Origin of the sequence: Streptomyces sp. DG2A-72, from assembly GCF_030499575.1 — a bacterium.
In the GTDB taxonomy this organism is placed as follows: Bacteria; Actinomycetota; Actinomycetes; order Streptomycetales; family Streptomycetaceae; genus Streptomyces.
The window spans coordinates 200,009-225,344 of sequence record NZ_JASTLC010000001.1; the positions used below are offsets into that span (position 1 = coordinate 200,009).

The 25,336-nt window shown below is 69.7% G+C and carries 24 protein-coding genes and 4 pseudogenes; 14 read left to right on the plus strand and 14 right to left on the minus strand.

The features are described from left to right. The first annotated feature begins 25 nt into the window (after positions 1-25). Positions 26-1,921 carry a phospholipase C gene (locus tag QQY66_RS01085; RefSeq protein ID WP_301977119.1) on the plus strand — a complete coding sequence of 632 codons (1,896 nt, stop codon included), beginning with the start codon at positions 26-28 and terminating at the stop codon, positions 1,919-1,921. A 60-nt stretch (positions 1,922-1,981) separates the two neighbouring features. On the opposite strand, the gene QQY66_RS01090 is transcribed toward QQY66_RS01085, so the two are convergent. The 7 genes and pseudogenes from QQY66_RS01090 to QQY66_RS01120 form a co-directional block, all read right to left on the minus strand. Then, positions 1,982-3,379, minus strand: a complete 1,398-nt coding sequence (locus QQY66_RS01090; RefSeq protein ID WP_301977120.1) for an FAD-binding oxidoreductase — start codon at positions 3,377-3,379, stop codon at positions 1,982-1,984. A 410-nt stretch (positions 3,380-3,789) separates the two neighbouring features. After that, positions 3,790-4,953, minus strand: a pseudogene (locus QQY66_RS01095) (N-acetylmuramoyl-L-alanine amidase); the annotation flags it as partial. 169 nt (positions 4,954-5,122) lie between these two features. Then, the gene (locus tag QQY66_RS01100; RefSeq protein WP_301977121.1) at positions 5,123-6,622 is read right to left on the minus strand and encodes an HAD-IA family hydrolase; all 1,500 of its coding nucleotides are present in this window, start codon (positions 6,620-6,622) and stop codon (positions 5,123-5,125) included. Positions 6,623-6,679: 57 nt separating this feature from the next. After that, positions 6,680-7,759 carry an ABC transporter ATP-binding protein gene (locus tag QQY66_RS01105; RefSeq protein WP_301977122.1) on the minus strand — a complete coding sequence of 360 codons (1,080 nt, stop codon included), beginning with the start codon at positions 7,757-7,759 and terminating at the stop codon, positions 6,680-6,682. 3 nt (positions 7,760-7,762) lie between these two features. After that, entirely contained in the window at positions 7,763-8,575 is an 813-nt protein-coding gene (locus QQY66_RS01110; RefSeq protein WP_301977123.1) for an ABC transporter permease, read from the minus strand. After that, a complete protein-coding gene (locus tag QQY66_RS01115; protein WP_301977124.1) occupies positions 8,563-9,462 on the minus strand; it encodes an ABC transporter permease subunit in 900 nt (299 codons plus the stop codon). Before QQY66_RS01115 ends, QQY66_RS01110 begins: the two co-directional genes overlap by 13 nt. Next, complete coding sequence (locus QQY66_RS01120; protein WP_301977126.1) at positions 9,459-10,616, minus strand: ABC transporter substrate-binding protein; 1,158 nt, start codon at positions 10,614-10,616, stop codon at positions 9,459-9,461. Before QQY66_RS01120 ends, QQY66_RS01115 begins: the two co-directional genes overlap by 4 nt. A 211-nt stretch (positions 10,617-10,827) precedes the next feature. Here QQY66_RS01120 and QQY66_RS01125 point away from each other — a divergent pair, with 211 nt between their 5' ends. The 8 genes and pseudogenes from QQY66_RS01125 (at position 10,828) to QQY66_RS01160 (ending at position 18,731) form a co-directional block, all read left to right on the plus strand. Beyond that, a complete protein-coding gene (locus tag QQY66_RS01125; RefSeq protein ID WP_301977127.1) occupies positions 10,828-11,589 on the plus strand; it encodes a GntR family transcriptional regulator in 762 nt (253 codons plus the stop codon). A 199-nt stretch (positions 11,590-11,788) separates the two neighbouring features. Continuing rightward, positions 11,789-12,452 (plus strand): annotated as a pseudogene (locus QQY66_RS01130) (alpha/beta hydrolase family protein). Between the two features lie 733 nt (positions 12,453-13,185). Further along, positions 13,186-13,323 (plus strand): hypothetical protein, encoded by a 138-nt coding sequence (locus QQY66_RS01135; protein WP_301977128.1) that lies wholly within the window; start codon positions 13,186-13,188, stop codon positions 13,321-13,323. A 300-nt stretch (positions 13,324-13,623) separates the two neighbouring features. After that, on the plus strand, positions 13,624-13,896 hold the full coding sequence (locus QQY66_RS01140; protein WP_301977129.1) for a small secreted hydrophilic protein: 273 nt from the start codon (positions 13,624-13,626) through the stop codon (positions 13,894-13,896). Continuing rightward, a complete protein-coding gene (locus QQY66_RS01145) occupies positions 13,841-15,325 on the plus strand; it encodes an ATP-binding protein (protein ID WP_301977130.1) in 1,485 nt (494 codons plus the stop codon). Before QQY66_RS01140 ends, QQY66_RS01145 begins: the two co-directional genes overlap by 56 nt. Continuing rightward, positions 15,322-15,984: a response regulator transcription factor gene (locus tag QQY66_RS01150; RefSeq protein ID WP_301977131.1), complete on the plus strand. Its 663-nt coding sequence runs from the start codon at positions 15,322-15,324 to the stop codon at positions 15,982-15,984. The genes QQY66_RS01145 and QQY66_RS01150 overlap by 4 nt, the downstream gene beginning before the upstream one ends. A 72-nt stretch (positions 15,985-16,056) precedes the next feature. Next, the gene (locus QQY66_RS01155; RefSeq protein WP_301977132.1) at positions 16,057-17,475 is read left to right on the plus strand and encodes an SLC13 family permease; all 1,419 of its coding nucleotides are present in this window, start codon (positions 16,057-16,059) and stop codon (positions 17,473-17,475) included. 14 nt (positions 17,476-17,489) lie between these two features. Next, positions 17,490-18,731 carry a glycerate kinase gene (locus QQY66_RS01160; protein WP_301987097.1) on the plus strand — a complete coding sequence of 414 codons (1,242 nt, stop codon included), beginning with the start codon at positions 17,490-17,492 and terminating at the stop codon, positions 18,729-18,731. A gap of 67 nt (positions 18,732-18,798) precedes the next feature. Here the strand turns inward: QQY66_RS01160 and QQY66_RS50180 are convergent, their stop codons facing one another. Next, positions 18,799-18,981, minus strand: a complete 183-nt coding sequence (locus QQY66_RS50180) for a universal stress protein (protein WP_367667071.1) — start codon at positions 18,979-18,981, stop codon at positions 18,799-18,801. Here QQY66_RS50180 and QQY66_RS01165 point away from each other — a divergent pair. Continuing rightward, positions 18,901-19,119, plus strand: coding sequence for a hypothetical protein (locus tag QQY66_RS01165; RefSeq protein ID WP_301977133.1), 219 nt, complete (start codon positions 18,901-18,903; stop codon positions 19,117-19,119). The two genes, QQY66_RS50180 and QQY66_RS01165, sit on opposite strands and share 81 nt — an antisense overlap. A gap of 94 nt (positions 19,120-19,213) precedes the next feature. On the opposite strand, the gene QQY66_RS01170 is transcribed toward QQY66_RS01165, so the two are convergent. Beyond that, entirely contained in the window at positions 19,214-19,435 is a 222-nt protein-coding gene (locus tag QQY66_RS01170; RefSeq protein ID WP_301977134.1) for a hypothetical protein, read from the minus strand. Between QQY66_RS01170 and QQY66_RS01175 the strand changes: the two are divergent. Continuing rightward, a pseudogene (locus QQY66_RS01175) lies at positions 19,399-19,500 on the plus strand (GTP 3',8-cyclase MoaA); the annotation flags it as partial. The gene QQY66_RS01170 and the pseudogene QQY66_RS01175 overlap by 37 nt on opposite strands. A 255-nt stretch (positions 19,501-19,755) precedes the next feature. Here the strand turns inward: QQY66_RS01175 and QQY66_RS01180 are convergent. Next, positions 19,756-20,139: a hypothetical protein gene (locus tag QQY66_RS01180; RefSeq protein WP_301977135.1), complete on the minus strand. Its 384-nt coding sequence runs from the start codon at positions 20,137-20,139 to the stop codon at positions 19,756-19,758. Positions 20,140-20,236: 97 nt separating this feature from the next. Here QQY66_RS01180 and QQY66_RS01185 point away from each other — a divergent pair. Further along, a pseudogene (locus QQY66_RS01185) lies at positions 20,237-21,021 on the plus strand (IS5 family transposase); the annotation flags it as partial. Positions 21,022-21,317: 296 nt separating this feature from the next. Here the strand turns inward: QQY66_RS01185 and QQY66_RS01190 are convergent. The 4 genes from QQY66_RS01190 to QQY66_RS01205 form a co-directional block, all read right to left on the minus strand. Further along, on the minus strand, positions 21,318-22,040 hold the full coding sequence (locus tag QQY66_RS01190) for a hypothetical protein (RefSeq protein WP_301977136.1): 723 nt from the start codon (positions 22,038-22,040) through the stop codon (positions 21,318-21,320). 566 nt (positions 22,041-22,606) lie between these two features. Beyond that, positions 22,607-22,825, minus strand: coding sequence for a transposase family protein (locus QQY66_RS01195; protein WP_301977137.1), 219 nt, complete (start codon positions 22,823-22,825; stop codon positions 22,607-22,609). Continuing rightward, positions 22,822-23,439 carry a transposase family protein gene (locus QQY66_RS01200; RefSeq protein ID WP_301977138.1) on the minus strand — a complete coding sequence of 206 codons (618 nt, stop codon included), beginning with the start codon at positions 23,437-23,439 and terminating at the stop codon, positions 22,822-22,824. Before QQY66_RS01200 ends, QQY66_RS01195 begins: the two co-directional genes overlap by 4 nt. A 73-nt stretch (positions 23,440-23,512) precedes the next feature. Then, complete coding sequence (locus QQY66_RS01205) at positions 23,513-23,731, minus strand: hypothetical protein (protein ID WP_301977139.1); 219 nt, start codon at positions 23,729-23,731, stop codon at positions 23,513-23,515. A gap of 134 nt (positions 23,732-23,865) precedes the next feature. On the opposite strand from QQY66_RS01205, the gene QQY66_RS01210 reads away from it, so the two are divergent. Then, positions 23,866-24,018 (plus strand): hypothetical protein, encoded by a 153-nt coding sequence (locus tag QQY66_RS01210; RefSeq protein ID WP_301977140.1) that lies wholly within the window; start codon positions 23,866-23,868, stop codon positions 24,016-24,018. After that, positions 24,000-25,184 carry an ISL3 family transposase gene (locus tag QQY66_RS01215; protein ID WP_301977141.1) on the plus strand — a complete coding sequence of 395 codons (1,185 nt, stop codon included), beginning with the start codon at positions 24,000-24,002 and terminating at the stop codon, positions 25,182-25,184. The genes QQY66_RS01210 and QQY66_RS01215 overlap by 19 nt, the downstream gene beginning before the upstream one ends. Positions 25,185-25,336 lie beyond the last annotated feature (152 nt).

Consider the following 25,336-nt stretch of genomic DNA (forward strand, 5'->3'; position numbering starts at 1 on the left):
CAGTGCTCTCGGAAGGCGAGACAGCATGATCGGCACAGGAAGAATCCCAGGCACGCGACGCCGGTTGGCTCGCGTGGGCGCTCTGCTCGGCGCCGCCGCCCTGGCGACCGCGAGCGGCGCCGTCCCCGCGTCGGCAGCCTCGGCGCACGGCGGTCACGGCCTCTTGGGCACGCGCACGGCGACGCCGATCAAGCACGTGGTGGTGATCTACGACGAGAACGTGTCATTCGACCACTACTTCGCCACGTACCCCCAGGCCGCCAACACCGACGGCACCACGTTCAAGGCCGCGGCCCACACCCCGAAGACCGACAACCTCCGCACCGCCGGGCTGCTGACGAAGAACCCGAACCTGTACGCCCCCAAGCGGCTTTCCGGCTCACAGGCCATGACCTGCGACCAGAACCACTCCTACGGCCCCGAGCAGTACGCGGCCGACGGCGGCAAGGCCGACAAGTACGTCGAGAACACCGAAGTCAGCAAGTGCACCGGCCTGTTCGGCGAACCCGGCCTGGTGATGGACTACTACGACGGCAACACCGTCACCGCCCTGTGGAACTACGCCCAGCACTACACCCTCAACGAGAGGTCCTTCAGCTCGGTCTACGGCCCCTCCACCCCCGGCGCCCTCAGCCTGGTCTCCGGCCAGACCCACGGCGTCATCTCCGTCGACCCCGCCTCCGGCACCGAAAACCCGAAGCAGACCAAGACCCCTGACTCGTACACCGTCGTCTCCCCGAACTCCCAGGGCGTCGGCACGGTCACCAACGACCCCGACCCCGCCTACGACGACTGCTCCGACAAGGACCACACCAGCACCAACGCGCTCGCCGCGATGCAGGGCAGGAACATCGGCGACCTGCTCAACGCCAAGGGCGTGACGTGGGGTTGGTTCCAGGGCGGCTTCCGGCCCAGCACCCCGTGGGACGGTAAGCAGGGCGACTACGCCGAGTGCGGAGGCACCGCACACACCAACGTCGGCGGCGCGGCGGTGGAGGACTACAGCCCCCACCACTCGCCCTTCGAGTACTACAAGTCCACGGCCAACCCACACCACCTCGCCCCGAAGAACATCGCCGAGATCGGGCACAACGGCCGCGCCAACCACAACTACGACCTGGCCGACTTCGACGCCGCCCTCAAGACCGGCCACCTCCCCGCGGTCAGCTTCCTCAAGGCCGCCGAGTACCAGGACGGCCACGCCGGTTACTCCGACCCGGTCGACGAGCAGCACTTCCTCGTCAAGGAGATCAACGCCCTGCAGCAGTCCCCCGAGTGGAAGTCCACCGCCGTCGTGGTCGCCTACGACGACTCCGACGGCTGGTACGACCACGTCACCTCGAAGGTGCTCAACGGCTCGAAGGACTCCACCGTCGGCTCCAACGGCAAGGCCCTCGACAGCCCCGCCTGCCAGGCCGGCCCGGCTGCCGCGGGCGGCTACGCGGACCGCTGCGGCCCCGGCACCCGCCAGCCGCTGCTGGTCATCTCCCCCTACAGCAAGGTCAATTCGGTCGACCGCACTCCCACCGAGCAGGCGTCGATCACCCAGTTCATCGAGGACAACTGGCACACCGGCCGCATCGGCGACGCCTCCTTCGACCGCCGCGCCGGCACCCTCACCCACATGTTCGACTTCCGGCACCCCAACAACCGGCAGGTGCTGCTCAACTCGGACGGCTCGGTCAAGTCGGTGAAGAAGATCCCGCACTGTGCCCAGACGCCGGCGTCCGCCTCCACCCAGGCCGCGTACCCGCCGTACGTCCAAGACCTCAAGGCCCAGAACGTCGCCGACAGCAGCCCCGCATCCCCGGCCCTGCCCATCACCCTCGCCGCAGGGCTTCTGACCGCGGGTGCGGCAACTGCCGGGTTCGCCCTGCACCGCCGCAGGACACGCGCCGGAGGCAGCACCCCGAGCGTGTGAACCGCTCGCAGCTCAGCGGGCGGCGCCGGTTCGGACCGGTCGCGGGGCATGGACCCGGCATCATGCGGCTGACGGCGGGATGTTCTGGTTGGCGCGGAAGAAGTTGTCCGGGTCGTAGGCGCGCTTGACCGACGCCAGCCTGTCGTAGTTGCCGCGGTAAGTGCTTCTCACTCGCTCCGGGCCCTCCTGCTCTCCCAGGAAGTTGATGTAGGAGCCGCCCATGGAGTGCGGGTGCAGATCGGTCCAGTAATCGACGCACCACTGCCGGATCACGTCGGCGTTGGCGGGGTCGGGGTCGATTCCGCCGATCACGCCCGACCAGACGGCGTCCCGGTACGCCCACGCCGTGTCGTCGGCACTTACCCGGTGGGCCGCCCCGTCCACCGGGTACAGGTGCATCGTCGACAGATCGGTGGGGATGTTCTCCCCGTACCGCTGGTGCACCTCGATCGCGGCGTCGGAGATGCTGTCGAAGAAGTCGCCGCGCCAGTACCACTGCAGTCCCTTGGGGATCAGTTCGTCGAACATGGTCTGCAGGCCGGGGTAGGGCATGGGGGTCGTGAAGTGGAAGGCGGGCGGCGCCGGTTCGTTCACCGCGGACAGCATCTCCTCCAGGCGGTTGGCTTCGAGGTCACCGGTGTAGCACCACACCACGCCGCACACCTTCTGCCCGTGGATCGGCTCCGGGAACGGTGGCCCGGGCGGCACGACGAGCACGGCGAAGAAGCCGCTGAGGTCCTCCGGTGCAGCGGGCAGGAACTCCCGGTACCAGCGCAGCACCTCCCCGGTGCGGTCGATGGGCCACACCGTCACCGCGACCCCGACCGTGTGCACCGGATGCAGGCGGAAGTTGAACGATGTGATCACGCCGAAGTTCCCGCCGCCTCCCCGCAGTGCCCAGAACAGGTCCGGGTGGTCCTTCTCCGATGCGGTGACGAAGGTGCCGTCGGCGAGGACGACGTCGGCGGACAGCAGGCTGTCGATCGTCAGTGCGTACTTGCGGGTGAGATGACCGTGGCCGCCGCCCAGGGTGAGGCCGCCCACCCCGGTGGTCGACATGATGCCGGCCGGCACGCCGAGGCCGAATGCGTGGGTTGCGTGGTCCACGTCACCGAGCTGACTGCCGCCGCCCACCCGCACGGTGCTCGTCGCCGGGTCCACGCGCACCCAGCGCATCGGTGACAGGTCGAGCACCAGCCCGTCGTCGACCAGGCACAGACCCGGCCCGCTGTGGCCGCCGCCGCGCACCGCGAGCTCCACGCCGGCGTCCTGGGCGAAGGCGATCGTGGCCTTCACGTCCGCGGCGTCGACACACTGCGCGATGGCGGCGGGCCGCCGGTCGATCATGGCGTTGTAGATGCTTCGGGCCTCGTCATAGCCCGGGTTCTGGGGAGCGAGGACAGATCCCCGCAGTGCCTCGCGCAGGCTCTGGAGAGCCGTTCCGTCGATACCGCCCATGGCTGAACACCCCATTGGGAGAACCGGAAAGATCGTGACCTCGCGGACGGATGGGACGCGCGACGTCCGAGCGGACCCCCCGGAGGCGTGCGTGGACCCGTGTGCGCTTCGAATCAACACCGTCGAGGCGGGCACTCACCCACCACGTTTCAGTCTCGTTCAGCCCGGCACCGCCCGCAATTCGAGCACAGGGCCGGGGCGACAACCGCCCACCTCACCTGGGCACCGCACGTAGGCGACGGCAGGGCACACAGGCCAGCACGCCAGCCGCCGCCCAAGGCATCGAACGGCACCGTCCTGCCGAGGTGGCTCGCATCCACACAGGTGTCGCGTCACCGAGTCGCAACAAGCGGGGCCCGACTGCAGTCGGGTCCCGCCAGGTTCTGGGCTGCTCTTACCGAAGGGAAGGGCTACTTGATGTACACAAGGCCGTCGGTGGTGATGGTCGGACGGCCGCTGGTGCCGACCACGACGATCTTGACGGTGTGCTTGGCGCTGCTCGACCAGGTCTTGGTCCAGATCGCCTGCCGGTACAGGGTCGTGGAGGACTTCAGTAGTTGCCGGCGTAGTCGTAGGCCCGCATCGACCAGGTGGTGGCGGTGCCGGACTTGGCGGTCTTGCTGTCGCTGGTGGTGGGCGGGCCGTAGGTGGCCGTGGTGGGCGAGAGCAGCTTCACGTAGCGCAGAGGGGCGTTGTCCGCGGCCTTCTCACCGAGCGTGACCGGCACGGCGGTGGTGTTGACGGTGCCGCTGCGCAGCGACAGCTTCGGAGTGGTGCACGGCCCGCACGGCGACGGTGTGGCTGCCCAGGGCCAGGGTTGCACTGGCGGAGGTGGCGGTGCCCGAGGTGGTGGCGACGGTCTTGCCGTCGACCAGCAGCTGGAAGCTCTTGATGAGCGAGGACGGCGTGGTGGCCGTCCAGCGCGCGGTGATGGCGCCCTTCGTGCAGTACGTCGAGCCCGCCAGAGTGGCGCTGGCGACCGAGGTGACCTTCAGACCCTGAACCGGGCCGGCCGCCCAGGTGCGGATGGTCGGCAGCTGGGCGTAGAGGGAGTTACCGGGGCACTCGGTGCTGTAACCGTCACGGTGACCGGAGATCCGCTTGAACGTGTACGTGCTGCCCGCGGTGAAGCTGGTGCCAGCGTAGTTCTTCTGGCTCGCGCCTGCGGTGAGCTGAGCGGTTCCGGGGCCGTACTGGCCGAGCTTCCAGGCCGCCACGCGGGCGACGGAGGCCAGCGCGGCGTTGGAGGCGCCGGTGGAGGCGTAGTCACCCAGCACCGCGATGCCCGTGGATTCCCGGTTCCAGCCGTAAGTGTGGGCGCCGAGCACCGGCAGGTCGATGCCGCCCTTGCGGCCCTCGAATGTGGTAGGCGTAGATGCCCCGCACGGCCGACGCCGATTCGGCGCAGGAGTAGTCGTTGCGCCAGCGGTATGGCGGACGAAGCCGACCTTGACGTCCGTGTTGCACTCCAACGGGTCGGGGCTGAGCGACTCGTCCGCACCCCAGTCGGCACGCGAGGTGATCGGCGGCTGAGGCACGGTGGACGGCGGAGCGGAGGGCGCGGTGGGCGACGGACGCGCTCGTCGAGAGGGACGCCGATCCCGAGTCGGTGGGGGTGGTCGCGGGCGTGGGGTGTCGGTCGGCGTCGGGGACGTGGTGGTCTGGCCATCCCCCGCCGCCTCACTCCGTCCGCCTTTCGGCCCACTCCCGGAGCCGACCCCTCCGCCCCGTCCCTGCGTCGGATCACCGGTCCTGGATCGGACGCAGCCGGTCCACGGCGTGGTCCAGGGCGAAGGTGGTGATCACTGCCGCGTGGTCCGAGGGCCAGTCGTTGCCGGTGACGTCGGGCCAGCTGCGCGGGGTGCCGCTGACGAAGGTCGTGGAGTCGAGGACCCGAAGGCCCTCGCCGTTGTGGAGAACGTAGTCGATGCGGTCCTGTGGTTCGGGGCGTCCGCTGCCGTCCTCGTGCACGGAGTGGATCGGCGACCAGGTGTGGCCGGGGTGCTTCGCCGGATCCGGATGGGCCTCGCGGTAGGAGTCGCGCAGGCCCGCCTCCTCGGCGGCCTTCGTCACCGGCCACGCGACGTCCGGCCAGTCCAGGTGGGAGGGGCTGTTCATGTCGCCGACGAGCACGACCGGGGTGGTGTCGTCGGCCGATGCGGCGATCCTGCGCAGAGCGTCCCGCATCTGTGCGAGCCGCACCTCCTCGTGGGCGATCAGGTCGGCGGCCGGGAGCACGTCGAAGGCTGCCTCGTAGGGCCCGTACGGCGTGTAGTCGAGATGGGCCGTCCAGATGTCGACCTCCCGGCCCGGAGCGACCCTGACCCGTACCCCGGCCGCACCGTAGAAGCCGACGTGCTGGTCGCCGAAGTGGGCGACGATGGGGTGCCGGCTGATGATGCCGAGGTTCTCGCCGGCCCGGTGGTGGTACCAGCCGAGGGCCTCGGCCAGTTCCTGGGCTGCGGTACCTGCCGTCTCCTGGAGGCCGACGATGTCGGCGCCGGTCTCCAGGATGGCCTTGAGTTGCTTGGCCCGGTGGTCGTCGACCTTCGTGCCGCCGTGCCACAGGTTCCAGCTCATGACGCGCAGTTCGTACGCGACCAGGGCGCGCAGGTGTTCCGGGGTGACCCCGACGAGGCTGGTGAGCACGCTCCGCCTGGGTGCCGCGGCGATCGGTGCCAGCGAGGGGACCACGAGAACGGCGCACCCGGCGGCCTCGGCCGAGCTGGCACCGGTGTGAGTGTCCTCGACCGCGACGCAGCGGGTCGGGTCGACGCCGAGGGCACGGCAGGCGGTGAGGTAGGGATCGGGGGCGGGTTTGGCGCGCTCGGTGTCGTCGGCGGTGACGGTGACCGCGAACCGTCCGGCGCCGAGGGCGTCGAGCACGGTATCGGCGACGGCTCGGGCAGATGCCGTGACCAGGGCGGTGGGTACGCCCTCACGGGCCAGGGCGTCGAGCAGCTCCAGGGCGCCGGGGCGCGGCACGATACCGGTGCGGACGCGGTCTGCGAACTCCCGGTGCAGCTCGTGGGCGATCTCCGCCACCGGGGTTCCCGTGGCTCCGGCGAGCCAGGCGGCGGTGTGCTCGACGGGGCGTCCGAGCACCTCCGGCTGGTCCGCCTCGGTCAGCCGCCTGCCGAGTCCGCCCGCGATCTGTTCCACTGCCTGCCACCACAGCCGCTCGGTGTCGACGAGCGTGCCGTCCATGTCGAACAGGACCGCCTGGAGCTGCTGTTGGGGCATGGGTGCTCTCTCTCACAAGGTGTGGGGGGATGCGGTGTGCGCTGCGGCGGCGGGAGATCAGTCCGTACGTTCGGCGACGAGGACCGGCCGCTGCGGGAGGGAGAGCCGTACGGCGGTTCCCGCCCCGAGTCCGGCCGCCTCGTACGTGGGCACATCGGCCTTCACCTCGGTTCCGTCGGTGAGCCGGACGGTCAGCCGCGTGGCCGCCCCGAGGAACGCCGTGGCCACCACCAGTGCGTCGCCGGACACGTCCGCCGAGACGTTCACCGCCTCCGGCCGCACCAGCACATCGACCTCCGTCGCGGCCGGCGCCTCACCGTCGACCGGCAGCCGCTGCCCGAGCGCTTCGACCGCAGCGCCCTTCACAAGCCCGGGAATCCGGCTCATCGTGCCGACGAACTCGGCGACGAAGGCGGTGGCGGGTCGTGCGTACAACTCGGCTGGGGCCGCGCACTGTTCGAGCCTCCCGGCTCGCATGACGGCGACCCGGTCGGCGATCGACAGGGCCTCTTCCTGGTCGTGCGTCACGAACAGAGTGGTGATGCCGAGCTCCTGCTGCAGGCGGCGGATCTCCTCGCGCAGGGTGAGACGGACCTTGGCGTCGAGTGCCGACAGCGGTTCGTCGAGGAGGAGCACGCGTGGGCGCAGGGCGAGGGCGCGGGCCAGAGCGATGCGCTGCTGCTGACCGCCGGAAAGCTGGTGCGGGAAGCGTTCGCCCTTGTCGGCGAGGCCCACCAGGTCCAGCAACTCGGCGGCACGCGCCCGCCGTTCGGCCGTAGGCACCTTGCGCATCCGCAGCCCGAAGGCCACGTTGTCGAGAGCGCTGAGGTGCGGGAAGAGGCTGTACGACTGGAAGACCATCCCGGCGTCGCGGCGGTGGGCCGGGACGCGGGTGACGTCCTCGCCGTCGACCAGCACCTCGCCGGCATCGGGGTGTTCGAACCCGGCGAGCATGCGCAGCGCGGTGGTCTTGCCGCAGCCGGACGGACCGAGCAGGGCCAGGAACTCCCCCGGCCGCACGGTCAGGTCAAGGCCGTCCAGGGCGACGGTCGTGCCGAACTCGCGGCGCAGGCCCCGGAACTCGACGGTAGCCGCCTTCTGAGCGGCGGCCGTCTTCTCAAGCGTGGTGACGGTCATGGTTCATCCCCGGGAAGCGGTTCGGGAGCGCCCGCCGATTGTGGTGAGCGCGAGGAGCATGGCCCAGGTGACGAGCAGACTGAGCACGGACACTGCGACGGAGAGCTGAGCGTTGGAGCCGCTGACGTTCACGATCCACACGGCGAAGGGCGTAAAGCCCAGCAGCTGCGCGACCGTGAACTCGCCGAGCACCAGGGCCAGCGTGAGGAAGGAGGCGTTGAGCAGGGCGCCGCGCAGGTTGGGCAGGACGGCCTGGACGAGCGCCTGCGGCCAGCCGGCCCCGCAGCTGCGGGCGGCCTCGACGAGGGTGGATACGTCGATGGCGCGCAGTCCGGCGTCCAGGGCGCGGTACACGAAGGGCAGCGCCATCACGACGTAGGCCAGGACGAGGACGAACGGGAAGTCCGGGTTCTGGATGGCGACGAAGGTCTGGAACAGCGGGGTGCGCGAGAGGTGTTCGGGCCCCCACTTCAGCACCGTCCCGATGCCGGCGACGAACGCGATGGGCGGCACGACCAGCGGCAGCGAGCACACCACCTCGACGACCGGCCGCAGCCGGGGCGCGCCGAGCCGCAGCGCGACCATGGCGGGCACCATCAGCAACAGCACGATGGCGATGGTGACGGCGGCGAGCTCCAACGAGAGCAGCAGGCTGGAGACGAAGCCGTCGGTGGAGAAAATCTGACCGTAGGCGTCGAAGGTGATGCCCTGCCCGGGCACGTCGACCGTGAAGACCACGGACGCGGCCAGCGGCACCAGGAAGTACAGTCCGGCGAGGCCGAGCACACCCCACCGCCACAGGTTCAGGCGAGCCATCGCGCGCTCCGTCGTTGCAGGGGCAGGTACACGGCCATGACCAGGCCCGCGACGAGGACCATGTCGAGGCTGAGGGCGAGTGCCACGTTCTCCTGGCCGACGAGGACGTTGCCGGAGAGGGCGTCGGCGATCTGCAGGGTGACCAGCGGGATGGAGCTGCCCACCATGGCGGCGGCGGTGGCATACGCGGCGAAAGCGCTGCCGAACAGCAACACGAACCCGCCCAGCAGCGTAGGCGCCAGCACCGGCAACGCCACGTGCCGCCAGTACTGCACCGCGGTAGCACCGTTGTTCTGCGCGGCCTCGCGCCACTGCACGCGCAGCCCCTCCAGGGCCGGGGTGATGGTGAGCACCATCAGCGGTATCAGGAAGTACAGATAGACGAGCACCAGCCCCCAAAAGCTGTAAAGGTCCCAGCCCTTGTCCGTCAGACCCAGGTGCCGGGTCAGCACACCGGCGTTGCCGAGCGTGGCGACGAAGGCGAACGCCAGCGGGACACCACCGAAGTTGGCGAGGACCCCGGACGCGGTGAGCACGGCCTCGCGCAGCGCCCGGAACCGGGAGGTCACCACGGCCTGCGCGAGCGGCAGCCCGAGCACGGCACCCAGGGCGGCGGAAACGGCGGACAGCTTGACGCTGCCGAGGAGAGCCGTGAGATACGCGCCCTGCAGCGAGGCGCTCAGGTTCTCCACGGTGTACGAACTGGCGCCCGTGGCCGGGTCCTTGACGGTGAAGGCGCCGTCGAGCATGGCCAGGGCGGGGAGCCCGAAGGCGAGCGCGGTGAAGGCGAGCAGCGGGACGACGGCGAGCCAGCCGAGGGCACGGCGCCGCCGCTGCACCGGAGCGGCGGTCACCGTGTCGTCGACCCGCGTGAGGGTGGCCGTCATCCGGAGACGGCCTTCGCCCAGCCCTGCCCGAGGACCGTCTTGGCCTTGTTCTGCTGCTCCTCGGTCGGGAAAGAGGGCGTCCCGGAGACCTCGGGCAGCTTGGCCGCGGCCGTCTTGTCGAGGGTGCCGGCCTTCTCCATGGCGGGCATCAGGGCCGGGCGGGCGTATCCCTTGAGCCACAGGTTCTGGCCCTCGACGCTGTAGAGGTACTCCTCCCACAGGCGGGCGGCCGCCGGGTGCGGGGCGTCCTTGTTGATGGCCTGGGAGTAGTACTGGGAGAACTTGCCGTCGCTCGGCACCGACACCGTCCAGTCGACGCCCTTGGACTTGAACTCCTCGGCGTAACCGGCGTTGAGGTAGTCCCAGTCGATGGTGATAGGCGTCTCGCCCTTCTCGACGGTGGCCGGGGTCGCCTCGACGGGCGTGTAGTTGCCGTTCTTCTTGAGCTTGCCGAAGAAGTCGATGCCGGGCTGAATGTCGTCGAAGGAACCGCCTTCGGCGAGGGAGGCCGCCCAGACGCCGGCGAAGGCCGAACCCGACTTGGTCGGGTTGCCGTTGAGAGCGACCTGGCCCTTGTACTGCGGCTTCAGCAGGTCGGCGAAGGTCTCGGGGCACTCCTTGACCCGCTTCGCGTCGCACCCGATGGAGATGTAGCCGCCGTAGTCGTTGTACCAGCGCCCCTGCCCGTCCTTCTGCTCCGCAGGAATGTCGGCGAAGGCCGCCGCCTTGTACGGCGCGAGCAGCCCCTGCTGGGCCGCGCTCAGCGCGAAGGAGCTGCCGAGGTCGAGCACGTCCGGCGAACGGTCCTGGCCCTTGCGCGAGGTGACGGCGTTGATCTCGTCCTGGCTGGAGCCGCCCGGGTTCTCGACCTCGACCTTGATGCCGTACTTCTTCTCGAAGCCGTCGATGAGGGCGCCGTAGTTGGCCCAGTCACGGGGCAGCGCGATGGCGTGCAGCGTGCCCTCCGCCTTGGCCGCCTTCACCAGCGCGTCCATGCCGCCGAAGCCGGCGGCGGAAGTGGCGGTGGCGGCGTTCTTGCCGTCGGCGGTGGTGGACGCGTTGTCGGGGGCGGCGCCGCACGCACTCAGAGCAAGGGCGGCGACGACGGCGAGGGAGCCGCCAAGGACGGCTGTTCTCGGCAGGGACACAGTCACGGGTCTCTCCAGGGGGCGCACGAGAGGGAAGGCAGTGCGGATAACTTGTCTGAACAAGTTGAGCTCAGTAGGCCCGTCACTGGTGTCGCGTTCGTGAACTCCGGCGAAACCCTGACCTCCACTTCCCTGATTCTTACCGACCATTTCCCATGCCCCTGGGAACTCGATAGGCTGCTCACGCTGTGCACAGCGATCTAGGCAGAGGGGAAGCATGGCGGCACGACACGAGGAGATCGCCGACGAACTCCGGCGGGAGATCGACCGCGAGGAGTACACCGTCGGCAGTGTGCTGCCCTCGGAGACCGACCTCGCGGCCCGCTACGGTGTCTCCCGCGGCACCGTCCGCCAGGCCGTCGCCGCCCTGACCGCCGAGGGGCTCATCGGTTCTCGCCAGGGCGCCCGCCGCGTGGTCCTGGCCAGCCGCCGCAGCCAGAGCTTCGCCGAGCTGCGCAGCTTCGCTCAGTGGGCGCACGCGATGGGGCGCGAGGCGACCGGCCGGGTGGTGGCACAGGGGTACCGCCCGGCAACCAAGGAGGACGCGGTACGCCTGCAACTGCGCGTCGGAGCCCCGGTGTTGCACGTTCTGCGGGTTCGCGCCCTGGACGGCGAACCGGTATTGCTGGAGCGGACCGTGTACGCCGACTGGATCTCCCCCACCGTAGAGCCGATCGAGCCGGACTGCCCGTCCATCACCCAACGCCTCTACGACGACACAGGGCTGGTCTTCGCATACGGCGAGCACGTCATCGACGCGGTGGCGGCCGGCGCCCAGGACGCCGAACTGCTCAGGGTGCGCCGCACCAGCCCGCTCCTTCGCGTTCGCCGGGTCACCACGACCCACGAAGGGCGCCCGGTGGAGTGGTCGGACGACCGCTACCGCTCGGACGCCGTGAGCTTCAGCGTGCACAACTCGATCGGGAACAACGCGCTGGCCCGGAAGACCGCGGACCAGGTGTGCTGCTTGGAGTCGTGATCACGTGGCGGGAAAAGGGTTCGGCGGGGTGATGCTCGGACTGGTAGCTTCGCTGCCGACCGTGACATCGCCCGAGGAGGTGAGACCCATGAACGCTGTTTCCATGTGGGTGCTCCCTCTCTTCGTCACAGTCGGGCGATTGACGTAGGTGTCGCCGGGAGCGCCTCGACAACAAGGCACTCCCGAAAGGCAACAACCTATGCACTCTCTGCAGTTCACTGGCGAGTCGTCGTCGAACGGCATGGTCGAACGCGACTTCACCGTGGGCGAGGTCCCCGGCGTGCTCTGGTCGCCCGCACCCGGCCCCGATCGCGCGCCCCTGGTGCTGATGGGGCACGGCGGCGGCACGCACAAGAAGTGGCCGGCGATGACGGGCCGTGCACACCGCCTCGTGACCAGCGGCGGTTTCCACGTCGCCGTCATCGACGCGCCCGGCCACGGCGACCGGCCACGCACGTCGCACGACGAGCAAGAGATCGCCGCGCTGTACCGGGCGAGGGCGGCGGGCGAACCGGAAGGCCCGATCGTCGTCCGCTACAACGCCCACCTGGCAGAACGCGCCGTACCCGAGTGGCAGGCGACCTTGGACGCCCTCCAGGAACTTCCGGAGATCGGCGCCGAAGGGCCGGTCGGCTACTTCGGTCTGAACGCAGATCACCATCCCGATCGAGTTCGTGCTCCAGTGGGACGACGAGCACATCCCACGCCAATCCGGTCTCGCGTTGTTCGACGCCTTCGCCTCGAAGGAGAAGACGTTGCACGCCAACGCGGGCAGGCACAAGGAGCTGCCCAGGTTCGAGGCCGACAGCGCGGTCCGGTTCTTCGCACGCCACCTCGGCGGAGCGGTCACCTCGCCGGCCTGACGTGAACGGTATCGGCGTCCGGCTTGCCGGTCAGGCGCCGATACCGCGGCCCCGGTTGTGGACCATGCGGTGGCTGCCGGCAGCCTGCCGGTGCGACGGTTGCCGCCTGCGGGGAGACCGGCTGCGGGAGCTGACGCCGACCGACTGACCTGGTGCAGGTGCAGGTGCAGGTGCGGGCGCGTGCAGGGCAACTGCTGCCCTACGACCAGTGGATGGTGTACCAATCGCTGAACTTGGCCTTCACCGCGCACCCGGACGCCCGCACCGAAGCGGCCCGGCTGCAGTTGAACGACCTGAGGCGGCCGAGCTACGACGGCTGCGCGACAGTCTCCAGACGGGGCAGGCCGGGCCGTCTCCGGCCGGGTACGGCGGCGGGGAGGAACACGCCGCTGCCGCTTGCCGTTCGGCTGCCGGATCCGGCACCCTGGCCCGCAGCCATACCAGCAGCCCCAGCACCGCGACACCGGGCGCGGCGAGCACGCCGGCCACGAGCAGGGGACCGACCAGGGGCTCCCACCTGGTCCATGGCCTCGTGCCCGGCGAAGCCCAGGCCACGCCCCGTCGCCGCCGTGGCGTGCGACAGCAGCGTGTCCTTCGCCGACGAGCGCACCGCTGTCCCCGGGCGGTCGGCGATCACCGGAGCGCACGCCGTCCAGAGCACCCGGCCACACCCAGCAGTGGCACCGAGACGGCTGTCAGGGCGTACCCGGCGATCGCCAGCCACCAGAAGCGGGTGCGATTGGCCAGCGGGCCGGAGAACAGCCGCAGCCCCAGGGCAGCGAGGGTCCTGCCCGTTGCCGACGCCTACGAGGTCGGACGCCCCCTCATCAAGCAGATCCTGACCGGCAACACCCAGACCGGCTGCTGCTGAACACACCCCCGAGGGGCTGCGCCCGGATCCGGGGTGGACCTTGCGGAAAATTGCGAGGCCGCAGGTCAGGCGGTCACAGTGGGGGCCTGCGGGATGCTGGGCGCTCAGGTCGCATTACGGAATCGCTCACGCGCAAGTGGGCTGGATTCGTCACCGCAGGGCGGGCTCCACGATTGCTGCTGTCAAGGGCGCGGCCCGCGCGGTGTCCGGCCCTGGTGTGGCTGGGCCACCATGTTCCGATGAAGAGTTCTTCATCTTCTGCTCATCGTGCCCGTGCGGTATGGCCCGCAAGATCGCCTCATGGTCTTCTCGAAGCGCATCGCCGTCCTGGCCGCGGTCGTGGCGATTCCTCTCGGTATCGCCACGACCAGCTATGTCCTGACGGACAGCCCGAGTTCGGCAGAGGTGCCGCGCAAGGTGGAGCTGGACAGTGGATCGCCCTCGGCGACGCCCACGAAGCCGACGCCGAGCGACGAGGTGGTGTCACGGCCACCGGTGCACAACGATGCCTCCGGTGATGACGACGACCGTGATACGGGAGACGCAGACGACGGACCTCGTGACGACGGCTGAGCCCGCTGCTGTACGCAGACGGGTCTCGGCCCGGGTCCGCATCCTGCTCTGGCTGCTGTTCGTCATGGCGGTCGCGCTCGCCTCGGTGGCCACGACCACACGCTCGATCCTGCTGCGGGAGGTCGACGCCCGGGTCAGTGTGGAGCTCTCCCAGGAGGCGAACGAGTTCAGCAACTTCGAGGAGCGGAGCGCGGACCCCGAGACCGGGCGGCCGTTCACCGATCCGGGGCGGCTGCTGCGGACCTACCTGGCGGGTCAGTACCCCGATCCCGATGAGGAACTGATGGGGCTCATGAGACGCCCGGGCACGGATCCCGCGACGCTCGTCCAGGACCGCGAGGTTCCGGTGAAACTGCCCCTGCACCAGGACGACTCGGCGCTCCGGGAGATCTTCGCGTCCCCGGACTCCACCGGCACTCAGGACCGCGCCGTCGGCGAGATCCGCTGGGCCAAGGTCGCCGTCGCCCGCTCCGGCAGTGCTCCGGAGGCGGCCTTCGTCGTCGCCGTCCACCCGGGGCGCGAAAAGGCCCGCGCCAATGAGGTGTTCCGCGTCCTTCTCGTCATCTCCGGGGTCGCACTGCTGATGACCACCGGCATCGGCTGGGTGGTCGCCGGACGCATCCTCAAACCCGTCCGTCTCGTGCGCACCACCGCCGCGGATCTCACCGAGCACGACCTCACCCGGCGCATCCCGGTGCGCGGCAACGACGACATCGCCGCCCTCGCCGAGACGTTCAACGCGATGCTGGACCGTCTGGAGCGCGCCTTCGCGGCCCAGCGTGAGTTCGTCGACGACGCGGGCCACGAGTTGCGCACGCCGATCACCATCGTGCGCGGCCATCTGGAGCTGATGGGTGACGACCCGGCGGAGCGTGCGGAGACCGTGCGCCTGGTCACGGACGAACTGGACCGGATGAGCCGGATCGTGGAGGACCTGCTGCTGCTCGCCAAGGCCGAGCGCCCCGACTTCGTCACCCCCGAGCCGGTGCAGCTCGCCGAGCTCACCGCCGACGTCTTCGTCAAGGCGCGCACGCTGGGCGAGCGCCGCTGGGAGCTCGCCGAGGTCGCCGACCGCGAGGTGCGGCTCGATCCGCAGCGCGTCACGCAGGCGATGGTGCAGCTCGCGCAGAACGCCGTGCAGCACACGACCGCCGGGCAGTCGATCCGCATAGGCTCCCGCGCCGTCGGCTCGCACATCGAGCTGTACGTCGCCGATTCCGGGCCGGGCGTGCAGCCCGAGGACGCCGACGTGATCTTCGAGCGGTTCCGGCGCGGGACCGCCCGGCGCGGCGCCCGCGGCTCGGGGGCCGGGCTCGGCCTCGCGATCGTCAAGGCCATCGCCGAGGGCCACCACGGACACGTACGGCTGGAAGACACCGAGGGCGGCGGCGCCACCTTCGTCCTCGTACTGGAAGAGGAGCGCACGTGAACCGGATTCTCATCGTCGAGGACGAAGAGCGCATCGCCTCCTTCGTGGAGAAGGGCCTGCGCGCCAACGGCTTCACCACGACCGTCGTGGCCGACGGCGACGCGGCCTATGAGTACGCCCTGACCGGCGGCTTCGACCTGGTGGTGTTGGACATCGGGCTGCCGGGCCGGGACGGTTTCACGGTGCTGCGGGAACTGCGCGAGGCCCGGGTCACCGTCCCGGTGATCGTGCTGACCGCGCGGGACTCCGTACGGGACACAGTGGCTGGTCTGGAAGGCGGCGCCGACGACTGGATGACCAAGCCGTTCCGCTTCGAGGAACTTCTCGCTCGGGTGCGGCTGCGGTTGCGTACGGCGGCCCGGGCGCCGGAGGTGACGGTGCTGCGGTCCGGCTCGCTGAGCCTGGACCTGCGCACTCGCAGGGCGCGGGCCGGGGAGCGGACGGTGGACCTGACGGCTCGTGAGTTCGTGCTCCTGGAGCTGTTCCTGCGGCATCCGGGGCAGGTGCTGTCCCGGGAGCAGATCCTGTCGCACGTGTGGGGCTACGACTTCGACCCCGGGTCCAACATCGTGGACGTCTACGTGCGGACGCTGCGCAAGAAACTGGGGCCGGAGCAGGTGGAGACGGTACGCGGGATGGGTTACCGGCTGCCGACATGACGAGCGGCCGCGTGAAGTTTCCTTCATGTACGGCTCATCGAAGGCTCACCACCCGAGTGAACCCTCAATAGCGTGACCCTGAATCTTCGCCTGACCGCGGCCCTGTGCGTGGCGCTGTCCCTGTGCGCGCTGCTCGCGGTGCCCGGCAACTTCCCCGGCCTGAGCGGGGAAGCGCGCCTCACTCTCGCCGTGTTCGCCCTGGCGACCTGTGCCTGGATCGGCACGCCGATCGACGACACGTACATCGCGCTGGGCGCCGGACTCGCGCTGACGGCGACCGGGGTGATCAGCAGCGAGACACTCTTCGGGACGCTCGGCGACCAGACAGTATGGCTGCTGATCTGCGCCTTCGTCCTGGCGGCCGCAGTGGCCCGGACCGGGCTCGCGGGGCGGGCGGCGGCGTTTCTGGTCGGCGGGGCGCGCACCGTGCGGCAGCTGGTGCATCTGACCACGGCGGCGCTGGTGGTCACGGCGTTCGCGGTGCCGGCCACCTCGGGCCGGGCCGCGCTCGCTCTGCCGGTGTTCCTGGCCCTCGCCAAGGCGCTCGCCGATCGGAGGCGGCTGGTCGTGATGCTGGCGCTGCTGTTCCCGACCGTGATCCTGCTGTCGGCGGTGGCGACCCTGATCGGCGCGGGTGCGCATCTGATCACCGCGTCGGTGCTGTGGGAGGCGACCGGCGAGCGGATCGGCTTCACCCAGTGGCTGCTGCTGGGGCTGCCGCTGGCTGTGGTGTCCTCCCACCTGGCCGCCGAGGTGGTGCTGTTGACGACGACCGGGCGCACGGACCGGAAGGGACCGGTACGGATCACCGCCGAGCAGATCCAGGAGCACAGCGACCAGCCGGTGACCGGTCCTTGGTCGTCCGCCGAGACGCGGTGCGCGCTGCTGCTCGGCACGGTCGTCGTGCTGTGGTGCAGCGAGCCGCTGCACCGGGTGTCGCCCGCCGTCGTCGCGTTGATCGGCGCGGTCGTCGCCTCCTCACCGGCCCTGGGCACCGTGCGTCTGAAGGAAGCGCTGAAGACCGTACCGTGGCCACTGCTGCTGTTCATGGCCGCGACGATGGCGATGGGCGTTGCGCTCGCCGAGTCGGGCGCCGCGAAGTGGCTGGTCTCCGGGCTCCCCAAGGGAGTCACCCCGGCCGTCTTCCTGACGGTCGTGGTCGTGATCAGTACGGTGGCTCATCTCGTCCTGCAGTCCCGTTCGGCGCGCTCGTCCGTCCTCGTCCCGCTGGTCGTGGCGGCCGCCGCCGTAGCCGGGGTCAACCCCGTGGCCGCCGCGCTGGCGTCGACCGCGGCAGCGGGCTTCTGCCACACGCTTCCCGCCTCCGCGAAACCGGTCGCGCTCTTCGCCGACATACCCGGCCTCCCCACCTACACCCCGCGCGACCTGCTGCGGCTGTCCGCCGTCCTGGCGCCGCTCACCGCCGCGCTGGTCCTGCTCTTCGCCCTCGCCGTGTGGCCACTGCTCGGCGTACCCGTCCTGAAGTCCTGAAGGAGCCCTCGATGATGCTGTCCCGTATCGCTGTCGCTCCCAGCGGCTTCAAGGAGTCCCTGTCCGCACGAGAGGCGGCAGAGGCCATCGCCACCGGCGTACGCCGTGTCGTCCCCTACGCCGACATCGATCTGATCCCGCTGGTGGACGGCGGCGAGGGCACGGCGGCGGCCCTGGCCGCCCAGGCCGGCGGCCGGCTCGTCGCGCTGCCCGCCACGGGCCCGGTCGGCGAGCCGGTCGGCACCCACTTCGCGCGGCTGCCCGACGGCACGGCCGTGGTCGAGATGGCGGCCGTCGCCGGGTTGTCGCTGGTGCCGCGCAGGATGCGCGATCCGGGCACCACCACGACGTATGGAGTCGGCGAGCTGATTCGTGCCGCGCTCGACGCTGGGGCGCGGCGCATCCTGGTGGGCTGCGGCGACTCCGGTACGTCCGACGGGGGTGCCGGAGCACTCCAGGCGCTCGGCGCCCGTCTGCTGGACGCGGACGGCTGGGAACTCCCGCCCGGTGGGCGGGAGTTGATCCGCCTGCGCCGCATCGACCCGAGCGGCCTGGACCCGCGCCTGAAGGTGGTCGATCTGCGGGTCGCCTGCAACCCGTGCAACGTGCTGTGCGGCGAGCGCGGCGTCGCCCGCGTCTTCGGCCCTCAGAAGGGCGCGACCCCTGCCCAGGTCGAAGAGCTGGCGGCTGCCCTGGAGCACTGGGCGGACGTCCTCACCCGGGACCTTGATGTGGGCACGGACCTCTGCCACGGTCCCGGAACCGGCGCCTCCGGCGGGCTCGGCGCCGGGCTCGCCGCGCTCGGCGCCCGCCTCCTGCCCCGTTTCGATGTCCTCCTCGACCACCTCGACCTCGACACTCGATTGGCCCGCACCGACCTCGTCATCACCGCCGAGGGCGCCCTCGACCACCAGACCCCACGCGGCAAGGTCCCCTCCGAAGTGGCCCGGCGCGCCAAACGGTTCGGACGGCCGGTGCTCGCTCTGGCCGGCACCATCGGGGAGGGCGCCCACGAAGTCGGGGCGACGGGTGTGGACGCATACAGCGCGATCCTGCCCGCCCCCGTTTCGCTGTCGGAGGCACTGGGCCGTGGCGGCGAGTTCCTCACCGACGCGACCGAACGCGCCCTGCGGATGATCCTGCTGGGCACCCGGCTGCTCCGGGATCGGGCAGAGATGCCCGGGGACGCGGCACCCCTCCTCAATGCGGTGGCTCCGCCATCGAGCGGGATCCTCACCAGCGGGTGGCAGCAGTAGAGGCCGCGGAGTACGCCGATGCCGTATTCGGTCAGTAGTGCGGCGCCAATGGGCGGGCCGGGAACGCTCAGTCGCCATCCCCGGCCGTGGGCGGGCTGACCAGGAGCACCGGGAGACGGGTGCGCTCCGCAGCGGCGAGGGCGACCGGGCCGAGGCCGGTGGTGCGCAGGTGGCTGTCCTCGCCGTGGCGGCCGATGACGATGAGGTCGCAGCCGTGGTGGCGGGCGGAGGCGTGGAGATCGTCGGGGATCTCGGTGTTCTCGCCCCATTCAAGGCGGACTTTGGCACCGTCTGTGTTGTTCGTCGCCGGTTTCGGTGTGCTGGGACGGCACGGGCGATGATGACGCCGTTGCCGTCGGCGATGGTCAGGGCGGTGGCCAGAGCGTGACAGGCGGCGGGCGAGGCGTCCCAGCCGACGAGGATCCTGTGGAACGGGGATGCGGGCATCGCGGCGCTCTCCTCTCGTACTGGGCGTACCGGTGTCATGCCAGGGCCGTCACGAGGGCGAGGACGGCGACCAGGGTGATGAGCATGTAGGCGAGGTAGGCGTCCAGGTGCCCGGATGCAACCGCTTGGCCGCGGAGGTGACGCTGGAGGTCGACCTCGGCGACCTTCACCGTGATCAGCTCGCCTTCATCGACCAGCTGATCCGGGGTCTCGACCGGCTCTGCTTCCAGGGCTGGCCGACGGCTGCCCCGGCCCACTGGTCTGGGCGGGGGAGCACGACTACGAACTGCGCTTCATCGAGCAGATGGCCCTGGACCCCCAACGCAGCCGGAATCGCACTGCCTGGGTGGCGGGCGCACCTCAACTGATCGGAAGGTGTTGGCCGGCCAAGCAACTTTGCCAGTGGCCATCGATCGCTGTTGTGGTCGGGTAGCCGGTCACGGCAACGTGACCCGGCTACCGGCAGTTGGCCCGTTTGGCCAACTGGAGCGCTGAGTTCGGAAGCCTCTGAACTGCGGTGATGCTCGAGAAGTTGAACGGCTAAGGGCTGCACAAGCCCGCTCATGCGGTCAGCCAGCTAGGGGGTCGTCGAGCGGAAGAGGGCCAGGAGTGTCTGGCCCGGCGGGGTGTCCGCGTCGAAGAACTGCGTGGCCAGCGTGGGCGGCACGGCCGTTCCGTGCATGCGGACCTCGTGACACCTGAAGCAGAACGCCGCCTCAAACAGCACCAGGTCGAGAGAGTCCTCGTATGCTCGGACGCTCCATCCTGGCGAGAAGCCGCAGCGGTGCTGTTCGCTGCCGGGCAGGCTCTCGATCAAGGTCAGGGCGTCGGCGGCCTCGCTACCGGCCCAGTGGGCGACCGTCGTGCCGGGGTATGGGACGCCCCGCTTGGTCGGGAGGGCGGAGATCCTTATGACCTCGATCAGCGCGGTGGCGGCAACAGCTTCGGCGGGGATCTGCATGTGCGTAGTGTGCCCGCCGGCCCGGCGGGCAACTTAGAGGCCCTAACAGAAGTGGTTGATCATGTGACTGTTGGTTTGTCCGCTCGTTGGTCTGGCCGTGCGGAAACATCAGTCGCGACCGTGGGATGTGTCGGATGAACTGTGGGCGCTGATCGAGCCGTTGCTACCCAAGCCGGGTCCGAAGCTGGTCGAAGGACGGCCGAGGGTGCCGGACCGCCAGGCCCTGTGCGGCATCCTGTTCGTGCTGCACACCGGCATCCAGTGGGAGTACCTGCACCAGGAGCTGGGCTTTGGCTCGGGCATGACCTGCTGGCGGCGCTTGGCCGCGTGGAACGAGGCCGGCGTGTGGGACCAACCGCATGTCGTGCTGCTCAAGCGACTGCGGTCGGCGAAGAAGCTGGACTGGTCCCGGGCGGTGATCGACTCCTCCCATGTCCGGGCGGCCCACAGGGGCCCAAAAGCGGTCCCAGCCCGGTCGACCGTGCGCGACCGGGCAGCAAGCACCACGTCCTCACCGACGCCCAGGGCATCCCGCTCGCGGTGTCGCTGACTGGCGGCAACCGCAACGACGTCACCCAACTCCTGCCCCTGCTCGACAAGATCCCCGCCGTCGCAGGGGCCGTCGGCCGACCCAGACACCGGCCCGACGCGCTGCTCGCCGACCGCGGCTACGACCACGACAAGTACCGGCGCCTGCTGTGGCAGCGCGGCATCCGCCCGGTCATCGCCGAACGCGGCCAGCCCCACGGTTCCGGCCTGGGCATCTTCCGGTATGCCGTCGAAAGAACGATCGCCTGGCTGCACGGCTTCCGCCGCCTGCGTATCCGATGGGAGCGACGCGACGACATCCACGAGGCCTTCCTCGGCCTCGCCACCTGTCTCATCACCTATAGACACGTCCGACGGGGTCCTGCGGCGGGACGAGTCGATCGCGAGGGCCTCGGCCTGTCCACGGTTGAGCGGAGTGAGTGGGCTGGAGAGGAGTTCGCCGGGGCTGGGGCCAACTGGCGGGCGGCGTCGCCTGGAACTATCCGGGAAGCGTCGCCCGTTGCGCTGGAGCCGGCAACGCCGATACCGAGGCTCCCCCGCCGGGGCTTCGGAGACGTGAGCATGCAGGGCTTTGTCAGCGGGAGAGGGGCATGCGGGGATGGGGCCGTGAGGACCCCATCCCCGCATGATCAGTTGTTGTGGCGGTGCAGTCTGGCTCTGGCCTTGCGTTTCCAGTCGTCCTCAGGTGGAGGTGGAGGTGTTTCCTGCGGCTGGTTCAACGCGTCCCTGCGGCGTGTTTCCCCGCATTGATCACTCTGCTTGTGTACGAGATCCGGTTCGTGCTGCCTGGGCCAGATCTGGAGGAGGTAGTCCTCAAGCGGCTCCGAGACATGGGCGTCGTGGGCACGGTCACGCCCGCGGGCATGGACGCGTACACGATAGTGGCCAGGGCCGAACCGGGTCAGCAGCGGCAGGTCCGGGGGGTCGTCCATCAGCGGGGCAACCCGCATGTGCCCGGAGAGGGATCCGACGCTGTGGTCCACCACCTCGTCCCACCCCTCGGTATCCAGGCAAACCACGGGATGCTCGTACACCTCAGCGGTCATCCTGACCACACCGCTGTTGGCTCCCACCAGCACGACCGCCAGGCCCGGCCTGGAGAAGATCAACCCGTTGTACGGGCGGAACGGAGGCGGGTCGTACTGTCCTGCATCTGCAAGGTGGAAGGCGTGGTACTCGACCCGCACCCATCCGGACCCGAGTGCGACGGGTTCACTCATACCAGGCATGGTAGGGGCGCTTCCCCAGCCAACGATCCAGACGTGGAGCGGGTCCTTCTCGATGACCCGGTTGTCGATGTAGAAGCGGTTCAGGAGGCTGCCGGCGCAGCTGTTCTGCCCGGCCGGGATCATGCAGGCACTCCAGCCGTTCGGGCCCGTGCCGCCAGTGGGGAGCCCGCTGATCTGGCACCAGTTGAAGGTACGACCCGGGTAGGGGCTGAGTTGCAGCCGTGTGCCTGTTTAGGCTCCCTGCCAGGTGGAGCGGAAGGGGTATTCGTCGCAGCTGTAGCCAGTCGGGCAATTCGCGCAACGTCGCGCTGGTCAGCCGCTGGAGCGGCCGGCCGTCCGGATAGGCGCCGGGAAGCCTGGACGCCTGGGCATCCCGGATGTGGCGTGCGTAGCTCGGGTTGGGCCAGTGAGGCTGACCACGTCGGCCGACGCGTAATTCGGAATGACGCATCCGACTGCGGACGTGCCCGGGGTGTCGTTGTCGCAGCGCACATCGAAATGTCGCCGGCAGCGCTGACCGTTGTCTTCGGCAGGATGTCGCCGTAGGTCAGGCCCGTATCGGTGACCGTTTGGCTGGGGAAGTCTTTGGGCCTCCGCCAACTTGAAGTCACAGGTCAAAGGGCTGGTGTGATCGTTGCTCAGGGTGCTCACGCTGGTCATGGGCGGCTGTCTTCGCAGTAGATCGTCCGTCAGCGGTTGATCTCGAGGTTGGTCAGGACGAGCAGGGCGCGCAGGAGGTGGGTGGCGTGGGTGGGGTCGGTGCGGAGCTTGGCGAGGGTCCGCCAGTTCTTGAGGTGGGCGAAGCTGTGCTCGACCGGTGCGCGTCCGACGGCGAGGACGCGGTTGGCGTCCTTCTGGCCGGGGGTGAGTTTGCGGGCGCGGGCGGCGGCGAAGCCTGTGATGATCACGGGGCGAGTACGTCGTTGTCCAGGCCGCGGAAGCCGAGGTTGGCGAGGGCGCTGAGGCCGACGGCGCGCAGGTGGGCCAGGACGTGGTCGTGGCGGGCGGCGGTGATGTCGTGGGTGCTACCGGGCCGGGCGGCGGATATCCAGATCAGACGACCGTTTTCGTCGGTCAGAGCGAGGAAGTGCAGGCCGTGACGGCGGTGTTTGCCGGAATAGTTCCGACGGTTGGCCCTTCCCGTGCGGCGCTGGGTGGGAATGAAGGTGCCGTCGATCAGGACGACCTCCCCGCCCCGCACGGCACCCTTCTGCAGTGCGCGGTCCAGGCGTGGGGCCTGCGCGGCGAGCAGGGAGATCAGTTCGTCGCGCCAGCGGCGGACGGTGGACTCGGAGATGTTGTTGCCGCCGGCCATTTCGGCCAGGCGCTGATCGTGGCGCAGCACGGCTAGGACGATCACCGCGATCTTCCCTGGTGGCAGGATCCGCCACCTGGACCGGATCGCCTTGAGGTGGCGGCGCAGCAGGTCGGCGAGGTGGTTGACGGTGCGCGTGGACAGCGACAGGCGGCACTGGTAGACAAGCTGGCAGGTGTCCTCGGCGTGCTCTTCGGTTCTCTTCACACAGTGCCCAACGGACGCCGGGGACACCCCGGTTACGCCCCGATCCCGCCGCTGCGGGCGGCGGAGCCCTCGGTCACAGGCGGGTAGTGAACCGGCCGTCGGGCAGTTTCCGCAGCCAGCCGCGGTCGACCATCCTGATCAGCTTTCCGCGCAGCGGCTCCAGCTTGGCCCGCACGCTGACATCCACCCCCACCATCTCGCCGACCTGGCGGGCCATGACCGGCCCGGCAGCCTGCCGCACGGCCGCGAGGATCCGCTGATAGTGGGTCTTCGAACTTGAGCGGTGTGTCATCCCGAGTGGACTGACTGGCTGTCACGTTGCGTGAAGACCACGGGTGGTGGAGGTTGCCCTGGTAGCAGGATGCCCGTGGCCATGAGTGATCATTTCTGTTCTCGACGCAGAACGATCACCCAGAAACCACGGGCTTGGACAACGATACGACGTTGCTGCTCGACCTGGACGGCCTGGCCGTCGCGCGGGTGGAGCGGCTGGAGGACGGCACCCGCCGGGTGCACCTGATCACCGCCGATGAGCGGGCACGGGCCTGTCCCGAGTGCGGGTGTTCGCCACCCGGGTGAAGGGCTCCGCGACGACCCGGCCCCGCGATCTGCCGTACGGCGAGAGCGGGCTGGAGTTCCGCTGGCACAAACGCCGCTGGTGGTGCCGGGAGCCCGGCTGCCCGTGCCGGTCCTTCACCGAGCAGATCCCGCAGCTACCGGCCGGCGCGCGGATCACCATGCGGCTGCGCGGTGCCGATGGGCGGCGGATACGCGACGCCGCCTCCACCGTCATCCAGGCCGCCCGTGACCTGCACCTGTCCTGGCCCACCGTGATGGACGCCTTCCGCACCGCCACACATGAGGTCACCCTGGCGCCGCTGCCCGAGGTGAAGGTGCTGGGCATCGACGAGACCCGGCACGGACGGCCGCGCTGGGAACAGGACCCCGCCACGGGCAAATGGATGCTGACGCGCGATCGGTGGCACACGGGGTTCGTCGACGCACTCGGCGCCGGCGGCCTGCTCGGCCAGGTCGAGGGACGCACCGTCGCCGATGTGCTCGCCTGGCTCGCCACCACCCCGCTGGCCTGGAGAAATGGCATCGAGTACGTGGCCATCGACATGTCGGCCACCTACCGCGCCGTCGTCCGCACCGGTCTCCCGCACGCCACCGTCGTGGTCGATCACTTCCACGTCGTCCAGCGCGCCAACAAGATGCTGTCCACGGTCAGGCGCCGCACCACCGCCGCGACCCGCGGCCGGCGCGGACGCGCCAGTGACCCGGAGTGGAAAGCCAGACGCCGCCTGCTGCGCAACCGAGAGGACCTCACCGACGAGCAGTTCGCCACGATGTGGAACGCACTGCTGGGCGAGGGAAGGATCGGCCAGACCCTGTTGACGGCGTGGATCGCCAAGGAGAACCTCCGCAACCTCCTCGCGCGCGCCCGCACTGGCGCCGACCGCCATCAAGTCGGCCACGCTCGCTGGAAGTTCCTCAGCTGGTGCGCGGACTCCGACATCCCCGAGGTGAGGCAGCTCGCCGTCACCGTCGACCGCTGGTGGCCGGAGATCGAAGCGTTCATCCACACCGGGCACAGCAACGCCAAAAGCGAAGGCATCAACCGCGTGATCAAGCTCGTCGCTCGCAACGCGTTCGGCTTCCGCAATGCCGACAACCAACGACTACGGACACACTGCGTCACCACACGCCGAGCCCGCGGACACCTCCGCACCGCTCAACTTTGAAGACCCCCCAATCCAAGCGACCGCGTGCCACGCGTTCGCGTGACATGCCCATTGCCAGCCTGTCGCGTAATCTTCGAAATCGGGACGCCCGAGGATGAATATCGGATGTATTCGAGGTTCGACAGCAATCCCGAGAACCGATCTCTACGAGT